The 26,686-nt window shown below is 42.6% G+C and carries 20 protein-coding genes; 10 read left to right on the top strand and 10 right to left on the bottom strand.

Annotated features, from left to right (window positions below; translation table 11 throughout):
- Positions 1-216: 216 nt before the first annotated feature.
- From AC59JO_RS08040 to AC59JO_RS08030, 3 genes are all read left to right on the top strand, one after another.
- The gene (locus AC59JO_RS08040; RefSeq protein WP_413668175.1) at positions 217-1,206 is read left to right on the top strand and encodes a D-alanine--D-alanine ligase; all 990 of its coding nucleotides are present in this window, start codon (positions 217-219) and stop codon (positions 1,204-1,206) included.
- Between the two features lie 109 nt (positions 1,207-1,315).
- Positions 1,316-1,951, top strand: coding sequence for an ABC transporter ATP-binding protein (locus AC59JO_RS08035; RefSeq protein WP_497304572.1), 636 nt, complete (start codon positions 1,316-1,318; stop codon positions 1,949-1,951).
- Positions 1,951-3,060, top strand: a complete 1,110-nt coding sequence (locus AC59JO_RS08030) for a hypothetical protein (protein WP_497304570.1) — start codon at positions 1,951-1,953, stop codon at positions 3,058-3,060. Before AC59JO_RS08035 ends, AC59JO_RS08030 begins: the two co-directional genes overlap by 1 nt.
- A 2-nt stretch (positions 3,061-3,062) precedes the next feature.
- Here AC59JO_RS08030 and prmC read toward each other — a convergent pair whose 3' ends face one another.
- The gene (prmC, locus tag AC59JO_RS08025) at positions 3,063-3,926 is read right to left on the bottom strand and encodes a peptide chain release factor N(5)-glutamine methyltransferase (RefSeq protein WP_497304568.1); all 864 of its coding nucleotides are present in this window, start codon (positions 3,924-3,926) and stop codon (positions 3,063-3,065) included.
- A gap of 33 nt (positions 3,927-3,959) precedes the next feature.
- On the opposite strand from prmC, the gene ribD reads away from it, so the two are divergent.
- From ribD to bioB, 5 genes are all read left to right on the top strand, one after another.
- The gene (gene ribD, locus AC59JO_RS08020; protein ID WP_413668171.1) at positions 3,960-5,015 is read left to right on the top strand and encodes a bifunctional diaminohydroxyphosphoribosylaminopyrimidine deaminase/5-amino-6-(5-phosphoribosylamino)uracil reductase RibD; all 1,056 of its coding nucleotides are present in this window, start codon (positions 3,960-3,962) and stop codon (positions 5,013-5,015) included.
- Positions 5,016-5,894, top strand: coding sequence for an EamA family transporter (locus tag AC59JO_RS08015; RefSeq protein ID WP_413668170.1), 879 nt, complete (start codon positions 5,016-5,018; stop codon positions 5,892-5,894).
- Between the two features lie 9 nt (positions 5,895-5,903).
- Positions 5,904-6,518: an IMPACT family protein gene (locus AC59JO_RS08010; protein WP_413668169.1), complete on the top strand. Its 615-nt coding sequence runs from the start codon at positions 5,904-5,906 to the stop codon at positions 6,516-6,518.
- Between the two features lie 92 nt (positions 6,519-6,610).
- Complete coding sequence (gene mgtE, locus AC59JO_RS08005; protein WP_413668168.1) at positions 6,611-7,966, top strand: magnesium transporter; 1,356 nt, start codon at positions 6,611-6,613, stop codon at positions 7,964-7,966.
- A gap of 150 nt (positions 7,967-8,116) precedes the next feature.
- Positions 8,117-9,124 (top strand): biotin synthase BioB, encoded by a 1,008-nt coding sequence (gene bioB, locus AC59JO_RS08000; protein ID WP_413668167.1) that lies wholly within the window; start codon positions 8,117-8,119, stop codon positions 9,122-9,124.
- Between the two features lie 90 nt (positions 9,125-9,214).
- On the opposite strand, the gene AC59JO_RS07995 is transcribed toward bioB, so the two are convergent.
- From AC59JO_RS07995 to AC59JO_RS07985, 3 genes are all read right to left on the bottom strand, one after another.
- Positions 9,215-10,726, bottom strand: coding sequence for an MBL fold metallo-hydrolase (locus AC59JO_RS07995; protein ID WP_413668166.1), 1,512 nt, complete (start codon positions 10,724-10,726; stop codon positions 9,215-9,217).
- Positions 10,727-10,733: 7 nt separating this feature from the next.
- Entirely contained in the window at positions 10,734-12,794 is a 2,061-nt protein-coding gene (locus tag AC59JO_RS07990) for a hypothetical protein (protein ID WP_497304564.1), read from the bottom strand.
- Between the two features lie 199 nt (positions 12,795-12,993).
- A complete protein-coding gene (locus tag AC59JO_RS07985; RefSeq protein WP_497304562.1) occupies positions 12,994-14,193 on the bottom strand; it encodes a hypothetical protein in 1,200 nt (399 codons plus the stop codon).
- Positions 14,194-14,572: 379 nt separating this feature from the next.
- On the opposite strand from AC59JO_RS07985, the gene AC59JO_RS07980 reads away from it, so the two are divergent.
- Both AC59JO_RS07980 and AC59JO_RS07975 read left to right on the top strand, forming a co-directional pair.
- A complete protein-coding gene (locus AC59JO_RS07980; RefSeq protein WP_497304560.1) occupies positions 14,573-17,461 on the top strand; it encodes a T9SS type B sorting domain-containing protein in 2,889 nt (962 codons plus the stop codon).
- Between the two features lie 123 nt (positions 17,462-17,584).
- A complete protein-coding gene (locus AC59JO_RS07975) occupies positions 17,585-19,213 on the top strand; it encodes an acyl-CoA carboxylase subunit beta (RefSeq protein WP_413668162.1) in 1,629 nt (542 codons plus the stop codon).
- A 164-nt stretch (positions 19,214-19,377) separates the two neighbouring features.
- Here AC59JO_RS07975 and AC59JO_RS07970 read toward each other — a convergent pair whose 3' ends face one another.
- The 6 genes from AC59JO_RS07970 to AC59JO_RS07945 form a co-directional block, all read right to left on the bottom strand.
- The gene (locus tag AC59JO_RS07970; RefSeq protein WP_497304558.1) at positions 19,378-20,121 is read right to left on the bottom strand and encodes a hypothetical protein; all 744 of its coding nucleotides are present in this window, start codon (positions 20,119-20,121) and stop codon (positions 19,378-19,380) included.
- 16 nt (positions 20,122-20,137) lie between these two features.
- On the bottom strand, positions 20,138-22,441 hold the full coding sequence (locus AC59JO_RS07965; protein WP_497304556.1) for a family 20 glycosylhydrolase: 2,304 nt from the start codon (positions 22,439-22,441) through the stop codon (positions 20,138-20,140).
- Positions 22,442-22,785: 344 nt separating this feature from the next.
- A complete protein-coding gene (trxB, locus tag AC59JO_RS07960) occupies positions 22,786-23,742 on the bottom strand; it encodes a thioredoxin-disulfide reductase (RefSeq protein ID WP_497304554.1) in 957 nt (318 codons plus the stop codon).
- Positions 23,743-23,815: 73 nt separating this feature from the next.
- A complete protein-coding gene (locus AC59JO_RS07955) occupies positions 23,816-24,991 on the bottom strand; it encodes a dipeptidase (RefSeq protein ID WP_497304552.1) in 1,176 nt (391 codons plus the stop codon).
- Positions 24,992-25,104: 113 nt separating this feature from the next.
- On the bottom strand, positions 25,105-25,395 hold the full coding sequence (locus AC59JO_RS07950) for a DUF3592 domain-containing protein (RefSeq protein ID WP_497304550.1): 291 nt from the start codon (positions 25,393-25,395) through the stop codon (positions 25,105-25,107).
- 170 nt (positions 25,396-25,565) lie between these two features.
- Positions 25,566-26,561, bottom strand: a complete 996-nt coding sequence (locus tag AC59JO_RS07945) for an aldo/keto reductase (protein ID WP_413668158.1) — start codon at positions 26,559-26,561, stop codon at positions 25,566-25,568.
- Positions 26,562-26,686 lie beyond the last annotated feature (125 nt).

Raw genomic sequence — 26,686 nt, 5'->3', positions numbered from 1 at the left:
ACATAGGAATTATTTTGGATATGGGTGTTAGGATGTCGGATTTCGGATGTTCGATTTCGGAATTAATTATTGCAGAATTTCGGGAGTTTTAAACTCAAAATTTAAACTTTAGTATTACTTGCAATGATATTTATTCTAATTTCGACTTCGAAATCAGGTCGCTTTCATTGCTCCTGGAAATAAATTCGAAATCGAACATCCGAAATCCGAAATAAAATGAGTGTTAAAAATATTGCCCTTTTGGCCGGAGGCTTTACCGGCGAATATGAAGTATCCCTGAACAGTGCAAAAAATATAGCTGCAAACCTTGCATCAAACAGCAACTATAAAGTTTATACTATCCTGATCACCCGCGACAGGTGGTTTTTTGAAGCCGATGATACCACGGTTGATGTAGATAAAAACGATTTTACCATCATCTTAAACCAGGAAAAAATAAAGTTTGATTTTGCTTTCATCACTATTCACGGTACCCCTGGCGAGGATGGCAAGCTGCAGGGCTATTTTGATATGTTGAGTATCCCTTATAATACATGTGACGCCACAACTTCGGCCATTACCATGAACAAGGCTTATACCAAAGCCATTGTAAATGGGATCCACGGCTTGCACACTGCACATTCTATGCGTTTATTTGAGCGCGATGTGCATGATGTGGCTACCATTGCCGCTAATTTGAAGTTCCCGCTGTTTGTTAAGCCTAATAATGGCGGAAGCAGTGTTGGCATGAGCAAAGTGCAAAACATAGCTGGTTTGCCCGAAGCATTGAACAGGGCCTTTCAGGAAGACGCACAGGTACTCGTTGAAGAATTTATTAAAGGCCGCGAGTTTAGCATTGGCATAGCCCGCCTGCACGGCAAAATAAAAGTGCTGCCTGCTACAGAGATCATTACCTCAAAAGACTTTTTTGATTATGAGGCTAAATACACCTCCGGGGTAACACAGGAAATAACGCCGGCGGACCTGTCTGCCGAAAAAGTCCAGGAAATTGCCGGTATAGTTACCGAAGTATATACCCGCCTTAATTGCCGCGGCATGGCCAGGATCGACTTTATTTTATTAGAAGGCAGTAATGACTTTTATTTTATTGAGATCAATACCACACCGGGGCAATCGGCTGCCAGTTTGATTCCGCAACAGGTGAGGGCAGCAGGTATGGACGTTGGCGAGTTTTACAGCGCACTGATTGAAGGAGCTGCACTATAATTTCGGAATTGAGGTTTTCGATTTCGGATTTATTCGGATAATTAATTTAGAGACGCATTAGGCGTCTTTTTTTGTGTAACAACGGGTTCATTTTGTTATCAAACCAACGATGCTGCAATTTCAAAACTTTACAAAATCATACGGTACTTACCCGGCTTTAAAAATTGAAAACCTGCAATTACAGGCCGGAATCTACTGGATAAAAGGTGTAAACGGATCGGGTAAAAGTACTTTGCTAAAATCCATTGCCGGCATATTGGCTTTTGATGGTGACATATTGCTTGGGGATGGCATCAGCATCAAAAAGCAGCCAGTGGCTTACCGCAAGCTGGTGAACTTTGCTGAAGCCGAGCCTGTTTTTCCGGACTTTTTAACCGGGACTGAAATGATCAGGCTGTTTGCTGATGCCAAAGATGCCTCGGTAGGGCAGGAAGATAAGTACATTAAAAGCATGGGGATGCAAAGTTTTGTCGAGCGCCCTGTTGGTACTTACAGTAGTGGTATGATGAAAAAGCTTTCCTTATTACTTGCCTTTTTAGGTAAACCCAAATTGATCCTGTTAGATGAACCATTAATCACCATTGACACGGCATCCTTAGCAATACTCAATACCTGGATCAGGGAGAGATATGAGCAGGAGGGAACCAGTTTTTTATTATCATCGCACCAAATACTGGAAGACGGCTCACTGCCCGTATCAGGTGAACTCCTCGTTGAGGATCAAACCCTAAAGTTTATCAGCTAATGAAGCCGCTAACCAATGTATTGTTAAAGATATTCGCGGGCGGTTTTTTCCGAGTGCATGCGGGAATCCTGTTGTTCGTATTTTTAGCGATGGTTGGCGTTGTGCCTCCTCAATATTTAATCAGCTACCATAAAGCCTTAATGCTGGCTATGGATAGCAGTTCGGCGGTCATGATTCTTGTGTTTGCGACTTGGTTGATATACGCCATTAAAAGCTGGCATTATATATCCGGGCAGATCTTCGCCTCGGGTCAGCATTTTTTATTTTACAGCAGTAATGCCCTAAGTAAACAACAACAATTAAAAAGCTGGTTTTGGGCGCAGGCTGCTATATTATCGCCAATAATGGTATACGCCTTAATTACAATTGCTGTAGGTTTTGCCAACCATTATTATGTATTGCCAATTTGCATTCTGCTATATTTAATAGCGCTTGCTTATTTAAGCGCAGTAATCTACACAAATCAAATTGCCCGGCTTATAAATGGTAATGATCAATCGCTGCTATTAAAACTAAGCAGCAAATGGCGAAAACCTTATTTCAGCCTTTACATATATCATCTGTTTGATAAACGGAAAGTGCCTTATTTTATAACAAAAGCGCTGTCATGGCTTATTATTACAGGTGTGTTTTATGTATTTGCAGATGTTAAAACAGATTTGCGCGTAGCCGGCATTGCTATCCTCGCCGTAGTTACAGCACATATTGTTTTGATATTTGAGGAAAGAAAATTTGAAGAGAATGAACTTGGCTTCTCCCGCAATTTTCCATACAGCAGGCCGCAGCTTTTCCTGAACTTTGTTCTTGTCTATTTCTTTTTGCTCCTCCCCGAAGGTGTTTGGCTTTTCAGCAGGTTTAACCCTTTAATGGCTGCAGAGCTGTTGCTTGTAACTATAAGTATCGCAATGTTGTTTCATTGCCTGCTTTATTGGTTCGGACTTAATATGGATAAGTACCTGCAATGGATCCTGGGTTTATTTATAATACTATTCTGGATCATTATGTTCAAGTTGGTTTGGATGCTTATCCCGTTAAATTTAAGTATAGCTTACTGGTTATTTTACAGCAACCATTACAAGTTTGAAGGCGTAGTAAGCGATAAGCTTTAGTTTTATAGCTGTGCTTTAATCATTCTATCCCTGCCGCTCATATCTTTTCTCAACTCAATGTTTTTAAAGCCTTTATCAGCCAACAGTTGAACAGTTTCGTTGCCGAGGTTTTCATTGATCTCAAAATAAAGCAGACCATTATCCATTAGGCTCTTTAACGCGAAATTGGCTATAGCCCGGTAAAATACCAGCGGGTCATGCTCGGGGACAAACAATGCGGTATGCGGCTCAAAATCCGTAACATTACTATGCATTTGCTTTTTATCCTCAAGCGTAACATAAGGAGGGTTGCTCACAATGATGTTATATTTCGTAATTCCATTTCCTGGTTCGATATTCAGAATATCGGCATGAATGAAATTAACCTCAACTTTATTTAGTAGCGCATTTTCCTTAGCAGTTTGCAAAGCTCCCTCAGATATATCTATTGCGGATACGTCAGCATTAGATAAATTCTTTTTCAGGCTGATAGCTATACAACCGCTCCCGGTGCCTATATCCAACACAGAAAACCTTTCGCCTTTCACCTTTAACCTTTCACCTTCAATGATCCATTCAACCAGTTCCTCTGTTTCCGGCCGCGGGATAAGCACATAATGGTTCACCTTAAATGGTAAGCCATAAAATTCAGTAACACCGAAAATATATTGAATGGGTTTACCTGTTTTTAGCTCTGTGAGGATGTTTTTGATCTGGGCAGCCTGTTCTGCAACTAACTCCTTTTCGGGAAATGCTTTTATGGAAGCTCTCGACAAGCCGGTAACTTCGGCAACAACAAGCAATGTAACAGCTTCTGTTTCATTGGTATCGTAAACGCCATTTATCTGCTGCCTGTAATCTTCAAAAACATCCTTAATCGTAATCATGCAACAAAGTAACATAAAAGCTACTTTTGCAGCATGCTTGAATATGAAAAATATATGCGCCGCTGTCTGGAGCTTGCCCAACTAGGAGCAGGTTATGTTAGCCCGAATCCCATGGTTGGTGCGGTTGTGGTTCACGATGGCAAAATAATAGGAGAGGGCTATCACCAGAAATATGGCCAGGCCCATGCCGAGGTTAATGCCATTGCACAGGTTACCCAAAAGTTTGATAACCATGCCGAACTGCTCAAAAATTCAATTATATATGTTTCGTTAGAGCCTTGTGCACATTATGGCAAAACACCGCCCTGTGCCGATCTGATCATCAAGCACCAGATCCCAAAGGTTGTAGTTGGCTGCCGCGACCCTTTTGCCCAGGTTGACGGTAAAGGCATTGAAAAACTACAAGCTGCCGGTATTGAAGTAATAACCGGAGTATTGGAGCAAGAATGTCAATGGCTCAACCGTCGTTTCTTCACTAAAGTACAAAAACACCGTCCTTATATTATCCTGAAATGGGCGCAAACGCAGGATAGCTTTTTTGCTCCTGCCGATGGTAGCCAATTTTGGATCACCGGCCCCGAATCAAAAAAACTGGTTCACAAATGGCGCAGCGAGGAAGACGCCATACTGGTTGGTAAAAACACGGTATTAAGTGATAACCCGCAATTAAATACCCGTTATTGGGATGGCCCTTCGCCTAAGCGGGTGGTGATTGACAGGAAACTAGAATTAAATAAAGGGTTGAATATATTTGATCAATCTTCCGAAACGTTGATATTTAACGAGGTTAAGTTTGATGTGGACGGTAAAAACAGGTATATAGCGCTTGAAGATTTTGAGCGTTTTGTACCTCAGTATATTTTGTACCAGTTATATCTTCAGGATATTCAATCAGTTATTATTGAAGGTGGTGCGCGAACGCTCGAATCATTTATTGAAGCCGGCCTTTGGGATGAGGCCCGGGTGTTTACCGGCAATAAAGTTTTAGGGAAAGGTATAAAAGCGCCGCAAATAACCGGTATACTTGCCGAAGAATATCCTGTAGGCGCCGACCGCTTACAAATGTTATACAATAAGCCAGTTATATAAATGCTGTTCGTTTTTTTAAGTATTTGCTGTAGTGTTATCGTATCTATTTTGCTAAAACTGGCAAAACGTTACCATGTAGATGTTTACCAGGCCATCACCTGGAATTACTCCATGGCTATTTTGCTCACCTGGTTCTTTTTCAAACCTCAATTGAGCATCATTCAGAACGGGCCCGTTTATAACTATTTGGCTTTAGGTATCCTGTTTCCGGCGGTGTTTGTAATTATGGCTACATCGGTACGCAAGGCTGGTATTGTACGAACAGATGTGGCCCAGCGGTTATCCCTGTTTATTCCAATATTAGCAGCCTTTGTTTTATTTGGCGAAGCAACAGGTACAGTAAAAGCCATTGGCATTATACTGGCTTTCATTGCTATTATCTGTTCTGTCCCGTGGCAAAAATCGGCTGGTAATAAAGTTGAAAAAGGTTCATGGATTTATCTTTTAATAGTTTTCCTCGGTTTTGGCGTTATTGATGTACTATTAAAACAACTTACCAAGGTTAGCAATGTGCCTTTTACCACGGCCATATTTGTGATTTTTATTATTGCATTTGTATTAACCTTTGCAGGTTTAATTTACCAGGTATCCATTAAAAAAACTAAGTTCTCCCTGCCGCAGATTGTTATAGGCTGGATCCTTGGGATTGCTAATTTTGGTAATATCCTGTTTTATTTAAAGGCACACCAGGCTTTGGCTAATAATCCATCCACGGTATTTTCATCAGTAAACATTGGCGTTATTGTGGTTGGCACGCTGGTGGGCATTTTTGTATTTAAAGAAAAACTAAGCTTGCTCAATAAAATAGGTATAGCCGTAGCGTTGTTGGCTATTGTTATTATTTATTTTCCGCAAACGTTGGGCTTCCTGCACTTGTAATATTTTTGAATGCTTTTTGACGATACTTATAAAACTATAGAAAATCCTGCCGAAGGTATTTTCCGCGACCGGGGCAGCAAATTCCTGGCCTATGCTTTCCCTATCAATTCTGAAAATGATATCAAGGCTCTTGTTGCCCAATTAAAATCCGAACATCCAAAGGCCAATCATCACTGCTGGGCCATGCGCTTAACTATCGACCGTTCGGTGTTCAGGGTTAATGATGATGGGGAGCCTTCGGGTACCGCGGGCAGACCAATCTTAAATACACTTTTATCTAAAGATCTAACCAATATATTGGTTGTAGTGGTTCGGTATTTCGGAGGTACGCTATTGGGTGTCCCCGGTTTAATTAACGCCTATAAAGTAGCAACTGAAGAGGCGATAAACCAGGCTGTTGTCATTTCAAAAACAGTGAATGACGTTTACACTGTTTCGTTTGATTACCTGCAGATGAATGATGTAATGCGCATTATTAAAGATGAGAATCTTATTGTACTTAACCAGGCTTTTGATAATGACTGCAATATCCAGCTTTCCATCCGTAAAACACAGGTTGAACAGGCGCTTTATAAGCTAAGTAAAGTTAATGGCACTAAGATTAAATACAACCACAGCATCTAACGGTTGCGTTGCATTATTTTACTACTTCAGGCACTGTTTTTGTGCCGATTTAATTCCTTAATTGTGGTGTAATTGTCTTAATTTAGTCGGGTATGCAATCTTTTGATTTAGATAAAACCGACCTGCTCCGCATTAAAACAGCGCTCGAAGCCGATGATGCTGAGTTAGAGACTGTTCTGAAGGAATACCACGCTTCGGAGATTGCCATACTATTTGAAAAACTTCAGCAGGAGGAAAAAGAAAGGATCATCAATATCCTTCCGGCCGACGTTGCTTCGGAAGTCTTATCCGAGATGGATGAAGAACACGGCCCCGCCGAGTTACTTGTAAACCTCGATCCCGAGAAACGTACCGAGATAGTTGAAGAGCTTGACTACGATGATGCTACCGACATCATATCCCAGCTTGATGAAGAAGATCAGCAGGAGATTTTAGAGGATCTTGACCATGAAGATGCCAGCAGCATCCGTGCCCTGATGACCTACGCCGAAGATACCGCCGGCGGTTTGATGAACTCTGAGATCATCAAGGTAAACATCAATCATGATAAGAAGGATGCGCTTGAGGAGATTATCCGTCAATCTGAAGAGATGGAAGAGTTTTACACCATCTGCGTGGTTGATAACGATGATATCCTAAAAGGGATCCTCTCCATCAAATCCGTTATCAAAGCCCGCGCCGATGCACGGATCAGCGATCTGGTAACTACCGATTTTGTTTATGTAAAAGCTGATCTTGACCAGGAAGCAGTAGCTCGCCTGATCAAGCAATATAACCTGACCAGTATCCCGGTTGTTGATGACGACATGAAACTGCTTGGTCGTGTTACGGTAGATGATATCATCGACGTAATGGAGGAGGAAAACACAGAGGACATCCTGAAGATCTCCGGTGTATCTGAAGACGAAGAACTAAGCGGTAACTGGGTAGAAGCCGTCAAAAGCCGTTTACCATGGCTAGTGATCAACCTTGGTACCGCATTCCTGGCGGCGTCTATTATCCGTACATTCGATGATACAGTTGCCAAACTTTCAATTATCTCTGCTTACATGACCATTATAGCCGGTATGGGCGGTAATGCGGCCACGCAGGCTTTGGCAGTAACCGTAAGACGTATTTCACTGAGTGACCTTTCAGATAAACAAGCTTATAACACCGTATTGAAGGAGTTTTTGGTTGGCATGATCAACGGCGCTGCAAACGGGCTTATTGTTTTTATAGTAGCTTTCTTTTACGACGCAAACCCGATGCTTGGTTTGGTGCTGTTTTTGGCCATGACAGGTAACCTTATTATAGCAGGCTTAACAGGGGCCTCGATTCCGCTGATCTTAAAAAGGGTAGGGATTGATCCCGCTGTAGCATCATCGATCATCATCACAACTTTTACTGATTGTATTGGCTTTCTATTACCATTATATCTTGCCACCAAATTGCTTTTGAAGCAGTAAAGCTAAAACCGAAGAATATTTAAAGCCTTGTTATATAGCAAGTTTCTTTTGCTGGGATATCAAAAGTATTATATTTATAAATAATCTTTGAATATTTGCGTGTTTACAATAACTTAATAACACTGTTGGGACGAATTTAATCTGAAACTGATGACTGAAGTTAGACATAACTGGACTAAAGAAGAGATAGCCGAAATATACCATACGCCTTTGCTTGATCTGATATACAAGGCAGCTACCATACACCGCGAAAATAAAGATTATGCAGAAGTGCAGATCAGTTCCCTGATCTCGATAAAAACCGGTGGATGCTCTGAAGATTGCGCTTATTGCCCGCAGGCGGCACGTTACAATACAGGTGTGAATGTGCATGCGATAATGCCGAAAGATGAGGTGATTGCAGCTGCCGAAAAAGCAAAAGCCGGTGGTGCTTCACGTTTATGCATGGGCGCTGCCTGGCGCGAAGTACGTGATAATCGCGATTTCGATAAGGTAATTGATATGGTAAAAGCTGTTAATGAGCTTGATATGGAAGTTTGCTGTACCCTGGGTATGCTTACCGAAAGCCAGGCCCAGCGTTTAGCCGATGCCGGCTTATATGCTTATAACCACAATCTGGATACTTCTGAAGAGGATTATAAACGTATTATTACTACCCGTACTTACGATGAGCGCCTGAAAACGCTTGAGCACGTGCGCAAAGCCAAGATCACCGTATGTAGCGGTGGCATCATAGGTTTGGGTGAAACTGTAGAAGACAGGGTATCGATGCTGAAAACATTATCGAACCTGCCTAAACATCCGGAATCGGTGCCTATTAATGCATTGGTGCCTGTGGCCGGAACCCCGCTGGCCGATCAGCCACGTGTTTCTGTTTGGGATATGGTACGTATGATTGCAACTACGCGTATCATTATGCCTAAAACTGTAGTCCGCTTATCTGCGGGCCGTACTGAAATGAGTACTGTTGAACAGGCTTTCTGCTTTATGGCGGGCGCTAACTCAATTTTTGCAGGCGAAAAATTGCTTACCACTCCAAATCCATCTTTTGATACTGATATGGCTATGTTTGAATTGCTTGGTTTATCGCCGCGTAAAGCATTTAAAAACGGTCGCCCTAATGAAGTTAAAAATCAGGAAGTTGAAGTAGCTGGTTAAAAAACGCTTTAAATAATAACAGAAGAAGCCTGGCATTTTTGCTACGGCTTCTTCTGTTTAAGAGCATCATGTTTAATATCTCAGTTGATGCTATTTTTGCTTCTTTCTGGCTTTTACTTCTTTTTTGCTTAGGCCATTAACTTTATACTCCAAATACAATGGCTCGGAGATAAAATTCTTGTCAAAATCTACCCGTTCTTTTTCCGTCATATTGGCCCTTGCATTAAGAATAACGTTGGTAAGTGTTTTTTTTGATGTTTTATCATACGGAATCCCGTCCTCATGCATGACCATTAACCTGCCTTTGGTCCGCTTCAGCAATTCGTCTATTAGCGCCCTGTTGGGCATTGTTGACTTCCAACCACTACTGATGATTTCATAATCCAGTGTTGCCATGGCAGCAAGGTCAGGGTGGCCCATCATTTCCAATCCCAACCGCTGGGCTGTTCCGTTATGACTAAGGTGGTGTGCAACCTTGTAAAAGACGGTACGGTTTAACAGATCTTTTGTAAAATCTTGTTGAGGCCAGGAAATGTTATGCCAGCTTTCCCAACTGCCATATTCAGCATCTCCGGGGAATAGCATCACCCGTCCGCTATCTTCAAACTCAATAGCCAGCGCCAGGCTAAGATTGTTGGTCATACTGTTAACCCTTAAGGCAAGTGCTCCGGCGCTGTTCAACCAATCATGGTCAATGTTACGCCATTGGTTTGCTTTGTCTTCATAATATTGGCGCTGGTCTTCGCTGTCTTTGCTTACATATTTCATGTCAAAGGGTAACAAGTTTTTAAAATCCTGTTTATCCTCGGCCAAAACTGCCATGGCAAATGCATCGCTGTGGGCCAATTCATTATTATGCGCATAACTCTCGCCGGCCCCGCCGCTTTCCTTTTTTACCTGCTCCCAGGCCAAAGGCGGGCCAAGTACATAAAACCGAACTCCTTCTGCGCCCGGCAGATTACTGATAATCTCTCCGGGATGGCAATACCTGATTTCAATTTTATTACCTTCAGCAATTTGCTTTTTAACTACTTCCATACCTTTCAGCATGCCGACGTAGTCTCCGTCCTTTAACGCGAATTGCAAATCGGCAAAAGAGTTTAACGCGCCGGCAAAATATTCCCGGGCTGCCTTTAGCTCATTGCCGCTTTTTTCATCTTTAAACTGGTTTACAAATTCAGGGTCTTGAAGGGCTTTGTTCATTTGGTTTGCCGCTTTCTTTAGCGCCTTTTTCTTATCGCCGAAATCCCTGAGCCATTGCTGCGCTTTTTCGTCGTCGTCGCTTTCCGTCCAGGCCATCCAGATGCTTTTGATATTAAAATCCTTTGTTAACAATTCTTCGCAGGCTTCAAAAACATAAACATGGTCTTTATGCTCATGGGTAACGATCAGGAGATCGATAGTATTGCCGACATGTTCTTTAAGATCGGTGATATAGGGAACCAGCTTTTCTTCTGCCCCCTGCCATGTGCCACAATCAATCATGATCTTATATTTTTCCTTTTCTCCGGCAAATAGTTTAATAATGAAACAATCGCCGGTACCCATGCGGTACATGCGTACATCTGCCCGGGTTATTTTTTCTGTTGATATTGTTGTCATGACAGGTTCAATGTTGGTGAAGAAATGCAAAAGGTTCTGTACTCCTGAACGCCGGGCCCGAAAATCCGTGTTGAAACCCATTACCTGTTCCCCCGTCGTTATTCAGAAAATTATACTGAGCCTTTAATCGCTGAAGGTTTAACTGGCATTTATCCATGTTGGTAAAACAGTCTACATCTATAAGGGGCTTGCTAATGGCGTATTTAAGTTGCAGGCTGTCAAGGTCAAAGATCAGCGTACAGCCGCCTTTGAAATCGAACGATGTTTCATCATCGGTTTTCTGGCTTGCGGGCAGGAAGACGTCATCTCTGCAAATCAACCTGCTGGTTTGAACGATAGAAAATATTACCTGATTAACTTGATTACCTTCAGGACCTACCCGGTTAACAAGTCTCAGGTTTTGAATCTGAAATGATGGGCCTGTATACCTTCCTGATTGCTTGATACCAAGGTCAATATATTCTTCCAAAAAGGCCAGTCCGGTAATTCGTGCAAATTCTTTGGAGGATGAGAATTTGATATTTAACCGGTCATGCAGGCCCAGGATTTGTATTTTTTTATTTTTTTTTGTTTTCCCGGCGATATATAAACGGGTGAGATCATATATCTCTTTTCTGTCCGATACGTATTTGATCGCGTCGCCATATTCCCTTAGAAAGGTGCCAATAATCAACAATAGTTGCCCGGTGTCATTTTGCGTTTTCTCCTGGTCGGATTGATCCTTAAAACTTAATTTTTTTCCAGTTGCCTTGAAAGCGATATCAATCATTGGTTGCTGCAAACTTTCAATACTCAGGGTTTTAATTCCCTGGGGATAAATACCGCGCCGCCTGAAAGCATCAATAAAGGCCAGCCTGTAGTCCCGGCTATCATCCGCAACCAGCTCAACATCTGCTGTGATAATTGCCCGCAGGTAATCGCCAAAGGTAATATCTACAGGAGGACAATAATCCAAGGCACGGATACACATATTGAGTACATGCCCGGCTGTTTTAGCGGCTTCGCCTGCCAGCCTGTTAACTAAATCCGGATGTAATTCACCTAAAGGCAAAATCCCGGTTCCGTTCGACGCAATCCTCAGCAGATCTGCGGCCCTGTTTTTATAAATATTAATGAATGCCTCAAAAACAGCTGCAACCAAAATACTGCCACGGGCATGTGGTTCCATAATGTTTCTGTAATCATCCGCATGAGGAATTGTTGGTACCCATTTGCCGGTTGCTTCATCTATATGTCCTAGTGCATCGCGCAGGCTGCCATATGATCCGATAGATGACCCAAATTGTTGCGCCAATTGGCCCAAAAGGTTTTGACTTGCCAAATCGCCACGTGTTTTAGCAATCTGGTGTTTCAATACATCCGGGAATGTAAAATGCTGAAAAAGCGCTACAATATCTGCGAAAGCTTCATGAAACGCCAGCACATCGGCGTTGCTGGGCTCATTGTAGTTGCGGTGCATGCCGTCAAGCAGAGCATGGGTTACCTCATGCGCAACAATATCATGGCTAAGGCAGGTAAATACAAGAGAATTAGGCATCTGCAGTGTCTCATCGGCGGGCATTGCCGAAAAGTATCCAAACAAAACAGCTTTTTTTACCGGGCTATAATAAGCGTTTGCATCTCTTAATGCGTGGGGATAAATCCGGAGTCGTTTAACATACGTTTCATAGCCTTTTCCTTCACTATAGTTTAACAGGCGCGATGCCCAAAGGATTTTTCTGCCAAGCGATTTTTCAAAATGGCGGATTGTTATCATAGCTACCGCATAAACCATTTGCTGGTGAAACTGGGGGTTACTTTCGCTCGGATCAAGACCATCCTGTGCAAGAACATAGGCATTATCTAAATTAACAGGTGTGTAATATTCCTTAGTTGTGGGGTCATAATCAAGTACTTCCAGGTATTCGCCTACGGGGCCGGGTTCCACGCTCTCCCAGGGAACTTTATAAACGAGATCATTAACAGCAGAAGTATCCAATTTAAGGGATAAACTGGGGTCGAAAGCGTACCCTCTCAGCTTCCGGAATGCCGGCAGTTTGGCTGATTGACTGGAATACAAATTATTCATAATGCAGGTTGATTAGGTATTAGCACAAAATGATAAAGCCGAGTATATTATATTTTTGTTGCAGTACTACCACCGGGTGCCTTTATATTAATATGCTACCGGCATCCGGTTGTCTGATTAAGCTAATGCCATTGCACCGCAATTTGTTGAAACACCCAGGGGTAAATTAGAAAGAAAAGTCTTCCTGTTTTGCCGGTTGTTAAGCAGCAGCCCATGTTTTCTTTGCATCGAGATTAGCCGTAGCATCTTTTACCGAAAGCACGAATTCAGTTGCGGTTGCGTCGGTACCTGTTGGTTGGTAGTCAAAACTGATTTCGGTTGGAGTTATCGTTATAGCCGATTTATCAATCACCTGATTATTGATCGTTATAATCAAATTCTTGAGGTTTAGATTTTGACCGGGTATTTTTACATGGTTTACTCCCTTAGTGTTAATCTTCTCCGGGCTTACCTTAGTCATATCTACCGTAGCAGCCTTGGCAGCCGGTTGTGGCGAAGGTGTATTTGCTGCTCCGGGATGTGTATCTGCCGGTTTTAGGATTGCTTCAAATATAACCTTTAGCTTTTGTGTCGCTATATCAGTAAATAATCCCACCAATCCGGCTGTTAGCATAATTGCCGTTAAATTAATTGAAGTACCCTGATCATTAGTTCCCGGGCTGGAAGTACCGTTTGTTGCAAAATAAATCAGCAGTGCCAGGCCTGATGCCGTAAAAGGCTTTATGATATACCACGGATACCAGCTTCGTTGAAACCTCTTCATCCCGATATAAAAAGTCAGTGACCTGCCTACATGGATTAAGTTGCCCAGGAAACCTGCTGCGGCAACAAGGATAAGCAGGAGATTACCCATTTGAATGGTGCAGATTTTCTCCGCAGATCCGGGGCACTCTTTCCTGACACATTTTGCAGCGCAAGTATGTTCCGAGGCTTCCTGCTTATCCTTTAATTTCTTCAATGCATTTTGAGCTTCTTCAATAGCCTTTTTTAGAACCTCCAGGGCTTTTATCGAATCTGGTCTCGTATCCTTAGCCAGGACGTCGCTACGTTTTTGCTGTTCAGCCAATTTTTTTGTCAGCGCGGCAATCGTATCAGCTGCTGTAGCTTTATGTTTACCATCTGAGGCCTTGGTTTCGTTGCCGCCCGGTGTAATAGGGCGTACATGAAAGGGTTTATTTAAATACAATGTATTCTTGTTTGTAGTTGGGTCTGCAGGCCACCATGCGATGATTATAAACATCGAGATGATCATTGCAGAAACGACAAGCGCAACCACAGTAAATTGCTCCTTTGGTGAAAGCTGAGGATTGTCGGGCTGGTTGGCAGCATCATTTTTCAGGGCATCGTTTGTAACAGTGCCTTCTGTTGAAGATTGGGGGTTTTGTTCTGAATTTGGCATGATAAGTTGAGGCTAAAGGTTTAAAAATCGGTTATAATAATATATCTCCGAACTGGAGGTGTATATAAAGTTATTAAGCTCGTTTAAACTATCTGAAAGCTAAGTAATTATATTAAAAAAATAAAAGATATTTTTTGAAAAAAAATACACACTTTTTTATACAGAAATAGCCATCTATTTCTCAAAGTCAGGCCGTACTTTAAGTAGCCTCGCACATCTCGTTACCGGTGATGACCACCGATATAATCCAGATTAAAACATATGCTGATTACGAGTTGCAACCTATCGTTAATCGATGTGCTACTTCTTAAATATATGTCGGTTTACGAGCTGCGGATTTTTATAGTATTTGATTAACTTCGCGTTGCAAAACCTTATCATGTGTCTTTCTCGTTACTTGCTGTTGTCCCTGATCGTTATTTCTGCTTATCGCGCCTGTGGGCAGGATGTAGATTTTCATTTGAACGGCACTTTCTTAAATGGCAAAAATATTCTGAAAGTTAAGCGCGATTTTAAAGACCCCTACTTGTGGGTGCTTGCGCAAAATCAGACGGTTTACCGGATCAACAGCATCACTAAAAGTATTGACGATTATAGTGGCTTTTTTAGTGCCTACCATAATCTCCAGTTTGTTGATATTGCCGGCACAGATGCCAATACGGTATTTGTAGCGACAAATTCGAGTAATATACTTGAGTTGAAAAATGGCATAATCAAGGTTATAGGTGCTGCCAAAGGGATACCGGGCATTGTTCTATCCATTGGTATAGATTACACCGGTAGCTATTTTGGGGATAACACCAACGGTTTAGGCGGCCATCCGCTGGCAGATCATATTTTGCTTATTGGTACAGATAATGGCCGGTGCAATTATGATTATGAACAGGAGGTAATGATGCCCAAACCCTCACACGTGCCCTCACAGATTTTTGATGCAACGTACCGCTCTGAGCTTTTCAGCGACCTCGAATTTGGCAGCTACCCCGATGCGCTGAAGCTGTATGGTGTTATGGAGCTTACCACCTATAGTGCCTGGGGAGGCTTTTTATGGTATGGCAACAATAGTATTTACGGTGAAAAAATCAATACTGCCTATAGCACCTTCGGTAATGTGACGGACGCCTTTGATTACGGATCGCTATCCCGATCGTTAATGAACCAGTTTTGGGGAACAGAAAAGGGCTTGTTCCAAAATTCCAGGGTTTACTCTAACAATTCTGACAAGGAGCATTATACCTACCTGCCTGGTATCAACGTAAATAAAATCGCTTCGATTTATGGATTGCGCTATTTCGGGACCTCGCAAGATAAAGGACTTATAAAAGAGAACTTACTTATAGGAACAGACCAGGGCTTTTACTATAGTAATTCAGGATATGTCAAGTCCGCCTTTTTTGAATATTCTCTGTTTCATTATGACGCGCTCGGCAATACCAAAATCAATGATATCTGCGTGAATGCCACATCATATTCCAGCCCGGTTTGTGAAGATGGTGTGTGGGTAGCAGCGGCTACCGGTTTGTATTTGCTCAAACCTGATTACGGCCCTTACGTAACTCCAACGCAGCAATTTAGTAGCATACAATTTGATGGCCAGGCTTTTAATGTAAACCAGTTAGACATATGCGCCAACACTACCGTTGATGCTATTGTACAAAACAGTGCATTTTCCGGAAACACGATACAATGGTATAAAGATGGGCAGGAGATACCTAACGAAAGCAATAACAAGCTTACAATAAAAAACTCAGGCGATTATTACGCTGTGTTATATGATCCATGTTCGCCTTTGCATGTGGAAAGCAACCATCTTAAGGTAACGCAAATAGCAGCGCCGGTTTTTTCTTTTAATTACCCAGATCAACTGAATTATTGCGAAGGCTCCGTCGCTAACCTTAAAACTGATGATAAAGCAGGTTACACTTATCGCTGGTATAAGGATGGCGTACTAAATGGTAACACCAGTGCATCACTTGATATCAGCGAAAACGGCAAGTATAAGGTGGAAGTAAGCGCCTGCGCAGGTAATTGGGTTTCATCAAAGGAAGTTGAAGTTAAATTTATTCCTGTCCCCAAGCCGGTACTTCAACAGGATAAGGCAGCTTATTGCGATGGAGAACAGGCAACGATAAGCAGTCAGGTACCAATTGACGGATCACAGATCATCAACTGGAGTCCTTATCAATACCGCTGGTACCGGGATGGCGTTTTAAACGGCGCAACCGCACCTAACTTACAGGTTACTCAGGCCGGTAAATATAAAGTGGAGGTTCGGGGATGTTCAAACTCGTGGGTTGCCTCAGATGAGCTTACCATTGATTTTATTAACCTGGAAAAGCCAGTTATCACAGCCGATAAGCCAGGTTATTGTACAGGTGATATCGCCAGCCTGACTACCAACTTCACCAACGACGGTACTTATACGTTAAACTGGTTCCGTGACGGGAATCTACTGGCCGCTGAATTAAATAAAACTAATATAACTGCCAGCCAACCCGGAAAATACAGTTTAAGCGTCAGCAGTAATATAACTGCCTGCAGCACCCTATCCGATCCTTATACTTTAAATTTTGATGCGGTGCCGGATATTAGCATTCAGCAGATCGTTAACACCAATCTGTGCGACGGCGAAACTATTACACTGAAGGCCAGCTTTTCAAACGGAACTGTAAAATGGCAGACGGGCGAAACTACTGATCAAATTAACGTTAACCATTCGGGCACATATACAGCAACGGTTAGCACTCCAGGAGGCTGCACCGCATTTAAAAATATGCCGGTTAGCTTTTTGCCTAAACCCACATTGTCGATTCCAGATGCCAGTTTATGCCAATATTCAAATGAAACCATCACATTGACGGCTCCCCCGGGCTTTGTAACTTATGAGTGGAATGGCCAACCCGGCAGACCTGATTTCAACACAGGCAGCTTGGGGACAGTTAGTCTAAGGGTCACTGACCATAATGGTTGCAGTGCCACACAAACTATTAACATTACCAGCCACTGCGATGACATTCACATCCCCAATACTTTCACACCCAATAGCGACGGAGCCAATGATAATTGGATTATCACCGGCCTTTCAGAATTGGACAAGGTTAGTGTTTACAACCGTAACGGCACATTGGTTTTTCAAAGCCAGGGCTACGCCGTACCCTGGAACGGGACCTATAAAGGAAAAAGACTTCCTACTGGCGTTTATTATTATGTGATCAACACCCCTTCATCTAAACAAGTGCATAGCGGTGCGGTGACTATTATTTACTAATGTTTGCCGCCAGCTATACTCCACAAACTCGTAACAGGTTTTCCTCTTTAAAACAAAACCGTTTGCAATTTCCTTTTTTAGATAGGAAATTTTCTAAATTACCTGTCCTATCTAAAACCAATTATGAATATCGAATTCAATAAAAATGAAGATATTAATAAGCAGCTTGTTTATGAGCTAAACACCCGGCTTAACAAAGTTTATCAGGGCGGCGGCGAAAAGGCCGCCGCCAAACAAAAAGAAAAGGGCAAAATGCTTGCCCGTGAACGGGTGGCCTACCTGATTGATAAAGACAAGCCATGGCTGGAAATTGGCGCTTTTGTTGCCGATGGCATGTACGCCGAACATGGTGGCTGCCCATCCGGCGGTGTTATTTGCGGTATCGGGTATATTTCCGGCAGGCAGTGTGTTGTTGTTGCTAATGATGCCACTGTAAAAGCCGGGGCCTGGTTTCCGATAACAGCAAAAAAGAACCTTCGCGCCCAGGAAATAGCTATCGAAAATAAATTACCTATCATTTACCTCGTCGATTCGGCGGGCGTTTACCTGCCTTTACAGGACGAGATCTTTCCGGATAAGGAACATTTTGGCCGAATCTTTCGTAACAATGCTATCATGAGCAGCATGGGCATTATCCAGATTGCCGCAATTATGGGCTCATGCGTTGCGGGTGGTGCCTATTTGCCTATTATGAGCGATGAAGCTATGATAGTAGAAGGTACAGGCTCTGTTTTCCTGGCGGGATCATATCTCGTAAAATCAGCCATTGGTGAGGATGTAGACAATGAAACTTTGGGCGGTGCTACAACCCACTGTGAAATATCGGGTGTTACCGATTATAAACAGCCTAATGACAAAGCTGCGCTCGATTCTATCCGCAATATCCTGAGCATGACCGGTGATTATACCAAAGCCGGTTTCGACAGGATCCAATCATCAGCTCCAAAACTCAATGAAAAGGAAATCTATGGCATATTGCCAGATAACCGGGAAAAAGCATACGATATGATGGAGATTATTCTCCGCTTGCTGGACAACTCCGAATTTGAACCCTACAAAGACGGTTACGGGCAATCCATTATCTGCGGCCTGGGCCGGATAGAAGGCTGGGCTGTAGGAATTGTAGCCAATCAGCGCAAGGTGATCAAATCAAAAAAAGGAGAGATGCAGTTTGGCGGTGTTATTTATTCCGATTCGGCAGATAAGGCCACCCGCTTTATCATGAACTGTAATCAAAAGAAAATCCCGCTGGTGTTTTTGCAGGATGTTACCGGTTTTATGGTAGGCAGCCGGTCGGAGCAGGGGGGCATCATCAAAGACGGTGCAAAAATGGTGAATGCAGTGGCAAATTCCGTTGTACCTAAATTTACCATTGTTGTAGGCAATAGCTATGGCGCTGGTAATTATGCCATGTGCGGTAAAGCATATGATCCACGACTGATCTATGCCTGGCCATCGGCTAAGATTGCAGTAATGGGAGGCGGACAAGCAGCCAAAACCCTGCTGCAGATACAGGAGGCGGGACTCAAAGCAAAAGGCGAAGAGATTGACGCGGTAAAAGAAGCAGAGTTATTGAAACAGATAACCGATAAATATAACGCCCAAACAACCCCATACTATGCTGCTGCCCGGCTTTGGGTTGATGGGATCGTCGATCCGCTCGAAACCCGTAAAGTAATATCAATGGGTATTGAGGCCGCCAATCATGCGCCAATTGAAAAAGCTTTTAATGTAGGGGTGATACAAACTTAGTGATTAGAGGTTGGAGATAAGAGGTTAGTTGAAATCCTTCTCCGAAAGTGGTTAGAAACAAGGCATAAATAAAACGTCATTGCGAGGCACGAAGCAATCGCAAACTATACAGGGTGAACCTGCCTGTTGGGGATTGCTTCGTGCCTCGCAATGACGTTTGCATATTATCCTCTATGTCTTTTATTCTTTTTCTTGGATGATTTTGATGAAGATGATGAACTTTGTTTATCCGAAGATTTTTTCTCATCCGTTTTAGCAGGCTGATTGTCCGGTTGTTTTACATCGGTTGAATCTTTACTCAGCTGTTTTACCGTAAATTCATTACCACGTAAGCCATATTCCAACTGGCGTTTTGCTCCTGAGGGTTTTGCATCTTTGCCGTTACCATTAAATATCGGAAACTCCCGCATCAGCTTACCTTCCTTAATATAAAAATTATCATTGCCGCGATAGCCTTTACGCTGCGAGCTGGTTAATTTCGGGAAGTCAAGTTTATTGGCCTTACTGTTATTGTCGTTGAACTCAAAGGCGTAGATAGATGTATAATTAGTCGTATCTTTCGATTTCGCCTGTATCAGGATTTCAGGATTGCCATCCACATCCATATCCGAATTGTAAACGTCGATAATAGCGCCATCCAGATCGCCGGTTGTTGTAGTATATTTTATGGCTGACGAATCCGAATGTAATATCATGAACGAACCGGCTTCTTCGGCACCACGGCCCCAGCTTAAAATATCATAGCTTTGTCCCGGCGAAACCTCTATCAGTTTATGAAACCTGAAAGGCGCCATCAGCTCCGGCTTTTTAGGTGCCGTAGGAGCGGCAGGCTTTTTTGTTTCCTGCCCGCCGCATCCAGCCATTAATGCACTTATCGCAAGCGCAAAAAGGTAAAACCTGTTAGTCATATTTTTTTCGTTCAACTTAGTTGTATAACGTATCTGGTGTTAGCTCGGCTTTTGATTTGCCAGGCGCAGTAATAAACACTTTTAACGATACAGGGCCAACTCCCTGGTCAAAATATTTTACCGTTACCTTATGGTAGCCTTTTAACAACGGCGCAGCTCCCATTTGTTCATTCATGGAATGTCTTCCGTCATTATCAACTACCGGTTGGTCATCAATTAATAAAACCGAACCACCCGCAGATGACGTTGCAAAGCCATAAACGCCATCGGTTTCAATATTAATAAATCCTGTATAAATCACACCATATTTACCTTTATTTTTTCGCAGATCGGCTGTATTAAAGGTTTTGGTTAGGCCGCTGTCGGCAGGCATAATGCCTAATTGATTTGTACTGGTATAAAGACCGGGAAAAACCTGATACTTAAGGCCTGTTGCTGCACCTGTATAAGTAACGGCGGCCATCGGCGCTTTATTATAAACCAATGTACGGGTCACATTGCTGCGCTTACCTGAAGGAGTGATCACAATAGTCTGTAATTCGCGGTACTGATCAACAGGTATATCCAAATTCAAAGGAGTAGAATAAATCAAATCTGTTTCGCGTGGGGTATAACCGTCAATAGTATAATGAACTTTTGCTCCTTCAACAGATGGTTTCAGTACAGCACTTAACTTACTGCCTATCATTACGGTATCTTTTGCACCTATAGCTGTTGGCACATGATAGTCAAACCCGTTTTTATCCAGCCATGCCAAATGTCCCGGTAAGCGTGTATCAGCAAAATCAGTGTAATTTTTATTGGCCAATGGCGACCATGCAATCTCTGACAGCGCAAGCAATCTCGGCAACAGCATAAATTCTACTTTAGCATCTGTGGCTACATATTCTGTCCACAAATTGGCCTGTACACCTTTAATGTATTTTTGCTCATCAGGCGTTAATACAGCAGGAGTAGGGTTATAGCTGTAAATTTTCGAAAGCGGTTCGTTACCGCCAATGCTCAATGGTTCCTGGCTTGGTTTTCCCTGGCCATGGTCAATGTATAAACCGTTGCTTCCCGGCGTCATGATCACATCATGTTTTTGTTGCGCTGCTGCAATGCCTCCTTCTTCGCCTCGCCAGCTCATTACGGTAGCGTTAGGGGCAAGGCCACCTTCTAAAATTTCGTCCCAGCCAATGATGCTGCGGCCTTTTGAATTTAGAAACTTTTCAATGCGTTGTATAAAATAGCTCTGCAACGCGTGCTCATCTTTCAGCTTTAACTTTTTAATTAACTGCTGACAAAATGGCGAGTTTTTCCAGGCATCTTTCGGAGCTTCATCACCACCAATGTGGATATACTTGCTCGGGAAAAGTGCCATTACTTCAGTCAGCACATCCTGTAAAAAGGCAAATGTTTTTTCGTTAGGGCAATAAATGTCGTTGAATACGCCCCAGGTTTCAGCCGGTTGATACGTTTTTGATGGGTCACAGCTTAACTCGGGATAAGCGGCAAGCGCAGCTTTAGAGTGTCCCGGCATTTCAATTTCAGGTACTATGGTAATAAACCTTTCTGATGCATATTTAACAACCTCACGAATCTGGTCTTGTGTATAAAAGCCGCCATAAGGTGTACCATCAAATTGTTGCGGCGTACGGTCATGATAACCTCCTATCAATGTTTGAGCGCGCATACTGCTGATTTGGGTAAGCTTAGGATATTTCTTTATTTCTATGCGCCATCCCTGATCTTCGGTAAGATGCCAGTGAAAGGTATTTAGTTTATAGGTTGCTAACAGGTCGATGTACTTCTTAACCATTTCTACCCCAAAAAAGTGACGGCCAACATCAAGCATAGCGCCGCGATAACCGAAACGCGGATAATCTTCAATCTGTACAGCCGGTAGTTTGATGGTAGCGGCATGTTCAGCAGGCATCAGCTGCAGCAGCGTTTGCACACCATAGAACAATCCGGCACCCTTACCTGCAACAATAACCTGTTGTGGCGTAATGGTTAAACGGTAACCTTCGGCGGGTAAACCATCAGTACCCGCAGCCGTAAGGGTTATAACGTTGGCGCTTTTACCACTTTTTACAACAACCGGTTTGTTATAAGCCTGGTTTTTGGCAAGGTAATCTTTTAAAAATACTACAGCTTTGTTTGAAGGGGTATCTGCCTGGACGGTAGTTTCCTGGCTCAAAACAAATTGACCGGGAGCTTTTTTCAATGAAACGGGAACTGGGATAATTCCCAGGTTTGGGTCCGCGTCTTGTGCGTTTACAGTGGTGGTGTACACTGCAAGCACGGCAAGCAGTACTAAAGAAGCCTTTTTATACATAATTTATCTAACAGGTTAGTGTGAGCCCGTAAGATAAAACTTTTTAAAAAAATATAAGAAGTTTTGATGTGTAAAATATTAGTTCGTTTGTTCGATAATTAATCAGGTGCTTATCTGAACTTACTATTGGAATCCAATAGATTCCCATAATTCGTTAATCTAACCTCAAAAAAACACCCCGTTGTCGTGTCCTCACGACAACATTCATGTATTATTTTGAAGCGGATCAGTTGCCGTGTCCTCACGGCAACTGGGGGAGTTGAAAGCAAAAAGCGACAAGTATAGCTACCTGTCGCTTTTTTAAAGCCCTCTCCCTTTAGGGGAGGGTTTGGGCGGGGTTCAACTTAAGCTGTCACCACATGCTCTTTGGCAGCGAGGTAGCGTTCAGCATCAATAGCAGCCATACAACCGGTACCGGCTGCTGTTACAGCCTGACGGTAAATGTGGTCCTGAGCGTCGCCGGCACAAAATACTCCTTCAACGTTGGTTTCAGTTGAACCGGGACGGGTGATGATATAACCGGTTTCATCCATATGCAACCAGCCTTTAAAAATATCGGTATTAGGATGATGGCCAATTGCTACGAAAAATCCTGTAACATCAAGATCAGTTTCAGCATTGGTTTGATTATTGATCACCTTAACGCCGGTAACACTTTGGCCGTCGCCTAAAATTTCTTTGGTTTCGGTGTTATATAAAATTTCGATGTTTGGCGTATTCAACACACGGTGAACCATAGCTTTGGAAGCGCGGAACTCATCCCTGCGAATTATCATATATACCTTGCGGGCCAATTTAGCTAAGTAAGTAGCTTCTTCGGCTGCGGTATCACCAGCGCCTACGATAGCTACATCCTGGCCTTTAAAAAAGAAGCCATCGCAAACAGCACAGGCAGAAACACCGAAACCACTGTATTTTTGTTCAGATTCCAGGCCAAGCCATTTGGCCGAAGCGCCGGTAGATATAATTACGGTATCGGCAGTGATGGTTTTTACGTCATCAACCACAACCTTATGTGGCAAACTTGAAAAATCAACAGAGCTAACATATCCAAAGCGGATTTCAGTACCCAGGCGCTCAGCTTGTTTACGGAAATCTTCCATCAGTTCAGGACCCATAATACCCTGCGGATAGCCCGGGAAATTTTCAACTTCGGTAGTTTGTGTAAGCTGACCGCCTGCCAGTAAGCCGGTATACATAACTGGTTTAAGATCAGCGCGGGAAGCATATATAGCTGCAGTGTAACCTGCAGGACCAGAGCCTATGATGAGGCATTTTACGTGTTCAGTTTCTTGAGACATTTTATTATAAATGAGTTGCGAATTTACGATTTTAAGCGCATAAGGCAAAGCGCATATCGTCAACAAAGTGACATCATTTGCCCGTATTTGCCGTTAGCACCCGCATCACATTTCCGCCCAATATTTTATCTATATCTTTTTGCTTATACCCAAGTTTAAGCAACTCTTCAGTTATTTTGGGATAGTCAGCCACACTGTCCAAGCCAAGCGGATAGGATTCGGCCCCGTCAAAATCGGATCCTATACCTACAAAATCAACTCCTATCAGCTTTACTATGTAATCGATGTGCTTGATCAGCAGTTCAAGGGGCGGCCTTAATTTGTCTGATTCAGCTTTGTACATAGCATTTATCCGGATATTGGCCAGGTCGACATCGTGGTAAACTTTTGTCAATGAATCAAGTTCTGCTTTGTGCTGCGCCAAAAACTTAAGTACTTTGGGTGTATAGGTGCTATCTACAAAACCGCTATAAAAATTAACGCATACCACGCCGCCATTTTTCGCAAGCGCCTTCAGTTGTTCATCTTTCAAATTGCGACGATTGGGGTCAATACTGTAGGCACAGCTGTGTGAGGCGATGACGGGTTTTGAAGTAGTTGCGAGCACATCATAAAAAGTATGTTCACCAACGTGCGATACATCAACCATAACGCCAAGTTCATTCAGGTGTTTAACAATATGCCTACCGTAATCGGTAAGCCCTAAATGTTTCAAACTATCTTTTTTTGTAACCTCGTCACGCGCCGAAGTTGCCCATGAGGTACTGTTATTCCAGGTTAAGGTAAGGTAACGCATCCCACGTTTAGCAAGGCTATCGATATAATCCATCCGATCCTCGACCATATGCCCGCCCTCAACACCTATCAGCGCAGCCAGCTTTTTATCCGCAACTGCTTTTTTAAGTTCTTTGGTATTGCGTACTAAAGTTATTTTATCAGGATTACGTTTGATGAGCGCATACAACGAATCTATTTCCCGGTTTGCAAAAGCAAAGGCAGTCCCTTTGCCATAGCTTTCACCACACCAGATAGAAAAGATCTGCGCGTCAAGTCCGCCTTCTTTAGCACGAACTAAATCAAAATTTCCTTCGTTTTGCCGTTTGCCTAAATCGGAGCCAGTTATCAGCTCGTTTGAAATAACATCGTTATGTGTGTCAATTAAAATGGCCTTTTGATGAATTTGTTGCGCGTTTTGAGCAGATAATCTCAAGCCAAACAATAACGGGAATAAAAGCAGTGATCTTTTCATAAATGGAAGATAGGGAAATTGACCGCTGATTTAATTGATTTTTTTGATTTCGCTGAAGTAATCTTATTTCATTATATAAATAACAACCGCTCCAATGATTAAGGCTAAGCCAATTAAAATAAAGGCAGGCCAGATGATTTTGATAAAGTATCATTAAGCGTAAATGATGAAGTGTCATTAGGATCATATATAACATTTACCAAATCGCCTTCTTTATATGAAGAGCCGCTACTGATACCTATGTTGTATTTTTTAGTTATCAGTTCATTTTGCAATGTCCGATAACTAATTACAGGGTAATTTAAGCTCGTCGAATTTTTGTTGCTCATTTCGCGTTCAATGCTTATAACCGTACCCTCAACTTGTACGCCTTCTTTAACCAGCTGTTTGCGGCGGTTATGCATTATGGCACCTATAAGCTAAATATAGCTCCTATGCCTCCCAATATTAAAGCGGTGGTAGCAGGATCATTCTTAGATGTTAAATGGTTATTATATAGTAATGCATCAATAATCATGATTAAGGTTTATTTGGTTAAGCGAAGAGCCTTTGACTCTTCGCTTCGAAGAAAAAATTAACCTACAATTTCCAGGTCACTTAACTGGTTATTGATAAATTCCATTTCTTCTCCGTTGATATGGATATTGATAGCCTTAGCATTCTGGATAGACTGCTCAGCATTACGGGCGCCAACCAGCGCAACAGTTATACCTGGATGATTGATCGTCCAGCGGATAACCAATTGCCCTAAAGTTGCACCTTTTTCATCGGCCAGCGGTTTTATTTTGGCAAGGAAGGCATTGATACGTTCAATATTTTGATCTTTAAAGTATTTAACGCCTGCACGGTGATCCCCTTCACCGAAATTTTGGCCAGGTTTCATTTTGCCGGTCAATAAACCGCGTTCAAGCGGGCTGTAGGCCAGTATTGCTTTCCTGTTCTCGATACAGTAAGGAATTAACTCATCTTCAATGCCCCGGTTTACCATACTAAACGGAACCTGGTTTGCAGCCAGTTTAATGGTTTTGGCAGCGATATGCATTTGACTTACATCGTAATTACAAACGCCTGCTTCGCGAATTTTACCCTGTTCCTGCAAGCGTAAAATAGCTTCCATGGTTTCATCGATGGGCGTAGTTTTGTCCGACCAATGAATCTGGTATAGGTCAATATAATCGGTGCCAAGGCGCTTAAGACTGCTTTCGCACTCTGAGATGATGCTATCTTTACCTGCATATCGATATACATCAATATCCTTCCCGCTGTTGTCTTTACTCTTGAAAAAGAACTCGCCTTTTGCGAGGTCCCAGCGTAAACCATATTTAGTTAATATCTGTACCTTATCGCGGGGGAGGTCTTTTATCGCTTTGCCAACCAATTCTTCGCTTTTGCCTTGTCCGTAAACAGGAGCGGTATCAATAGAGGTTATGCCAAGGTCGTAGGCAGCACGCATAGCATCTATAGCTTCCTGGTCATCATTGCCACCCCACATCCAGCCGCCTGCTGCCCATGCTCCAAAAGTTATTGCCGATACGCTTAGTTTACTTTCGCCTAATCTTCTGTATTCCATTTTTTTTAAAGTAGATTGATGTATGCACCAAATATATTTATTTATACATGATTTGAAAGGCCTATCATTTTTAGATGATGACTGATAAAGGCTAAGATCTGCACATCTGAAATTTGCACACCTGC

The organism is Mucilaginibacter sp. A5337, assembly GCF_059690695.1.
The sequence above is the reverse complement of the archived record's forward strand: the minus strand, read 5'-3'. Positions and strand labels throughout refer to the sequence as shown.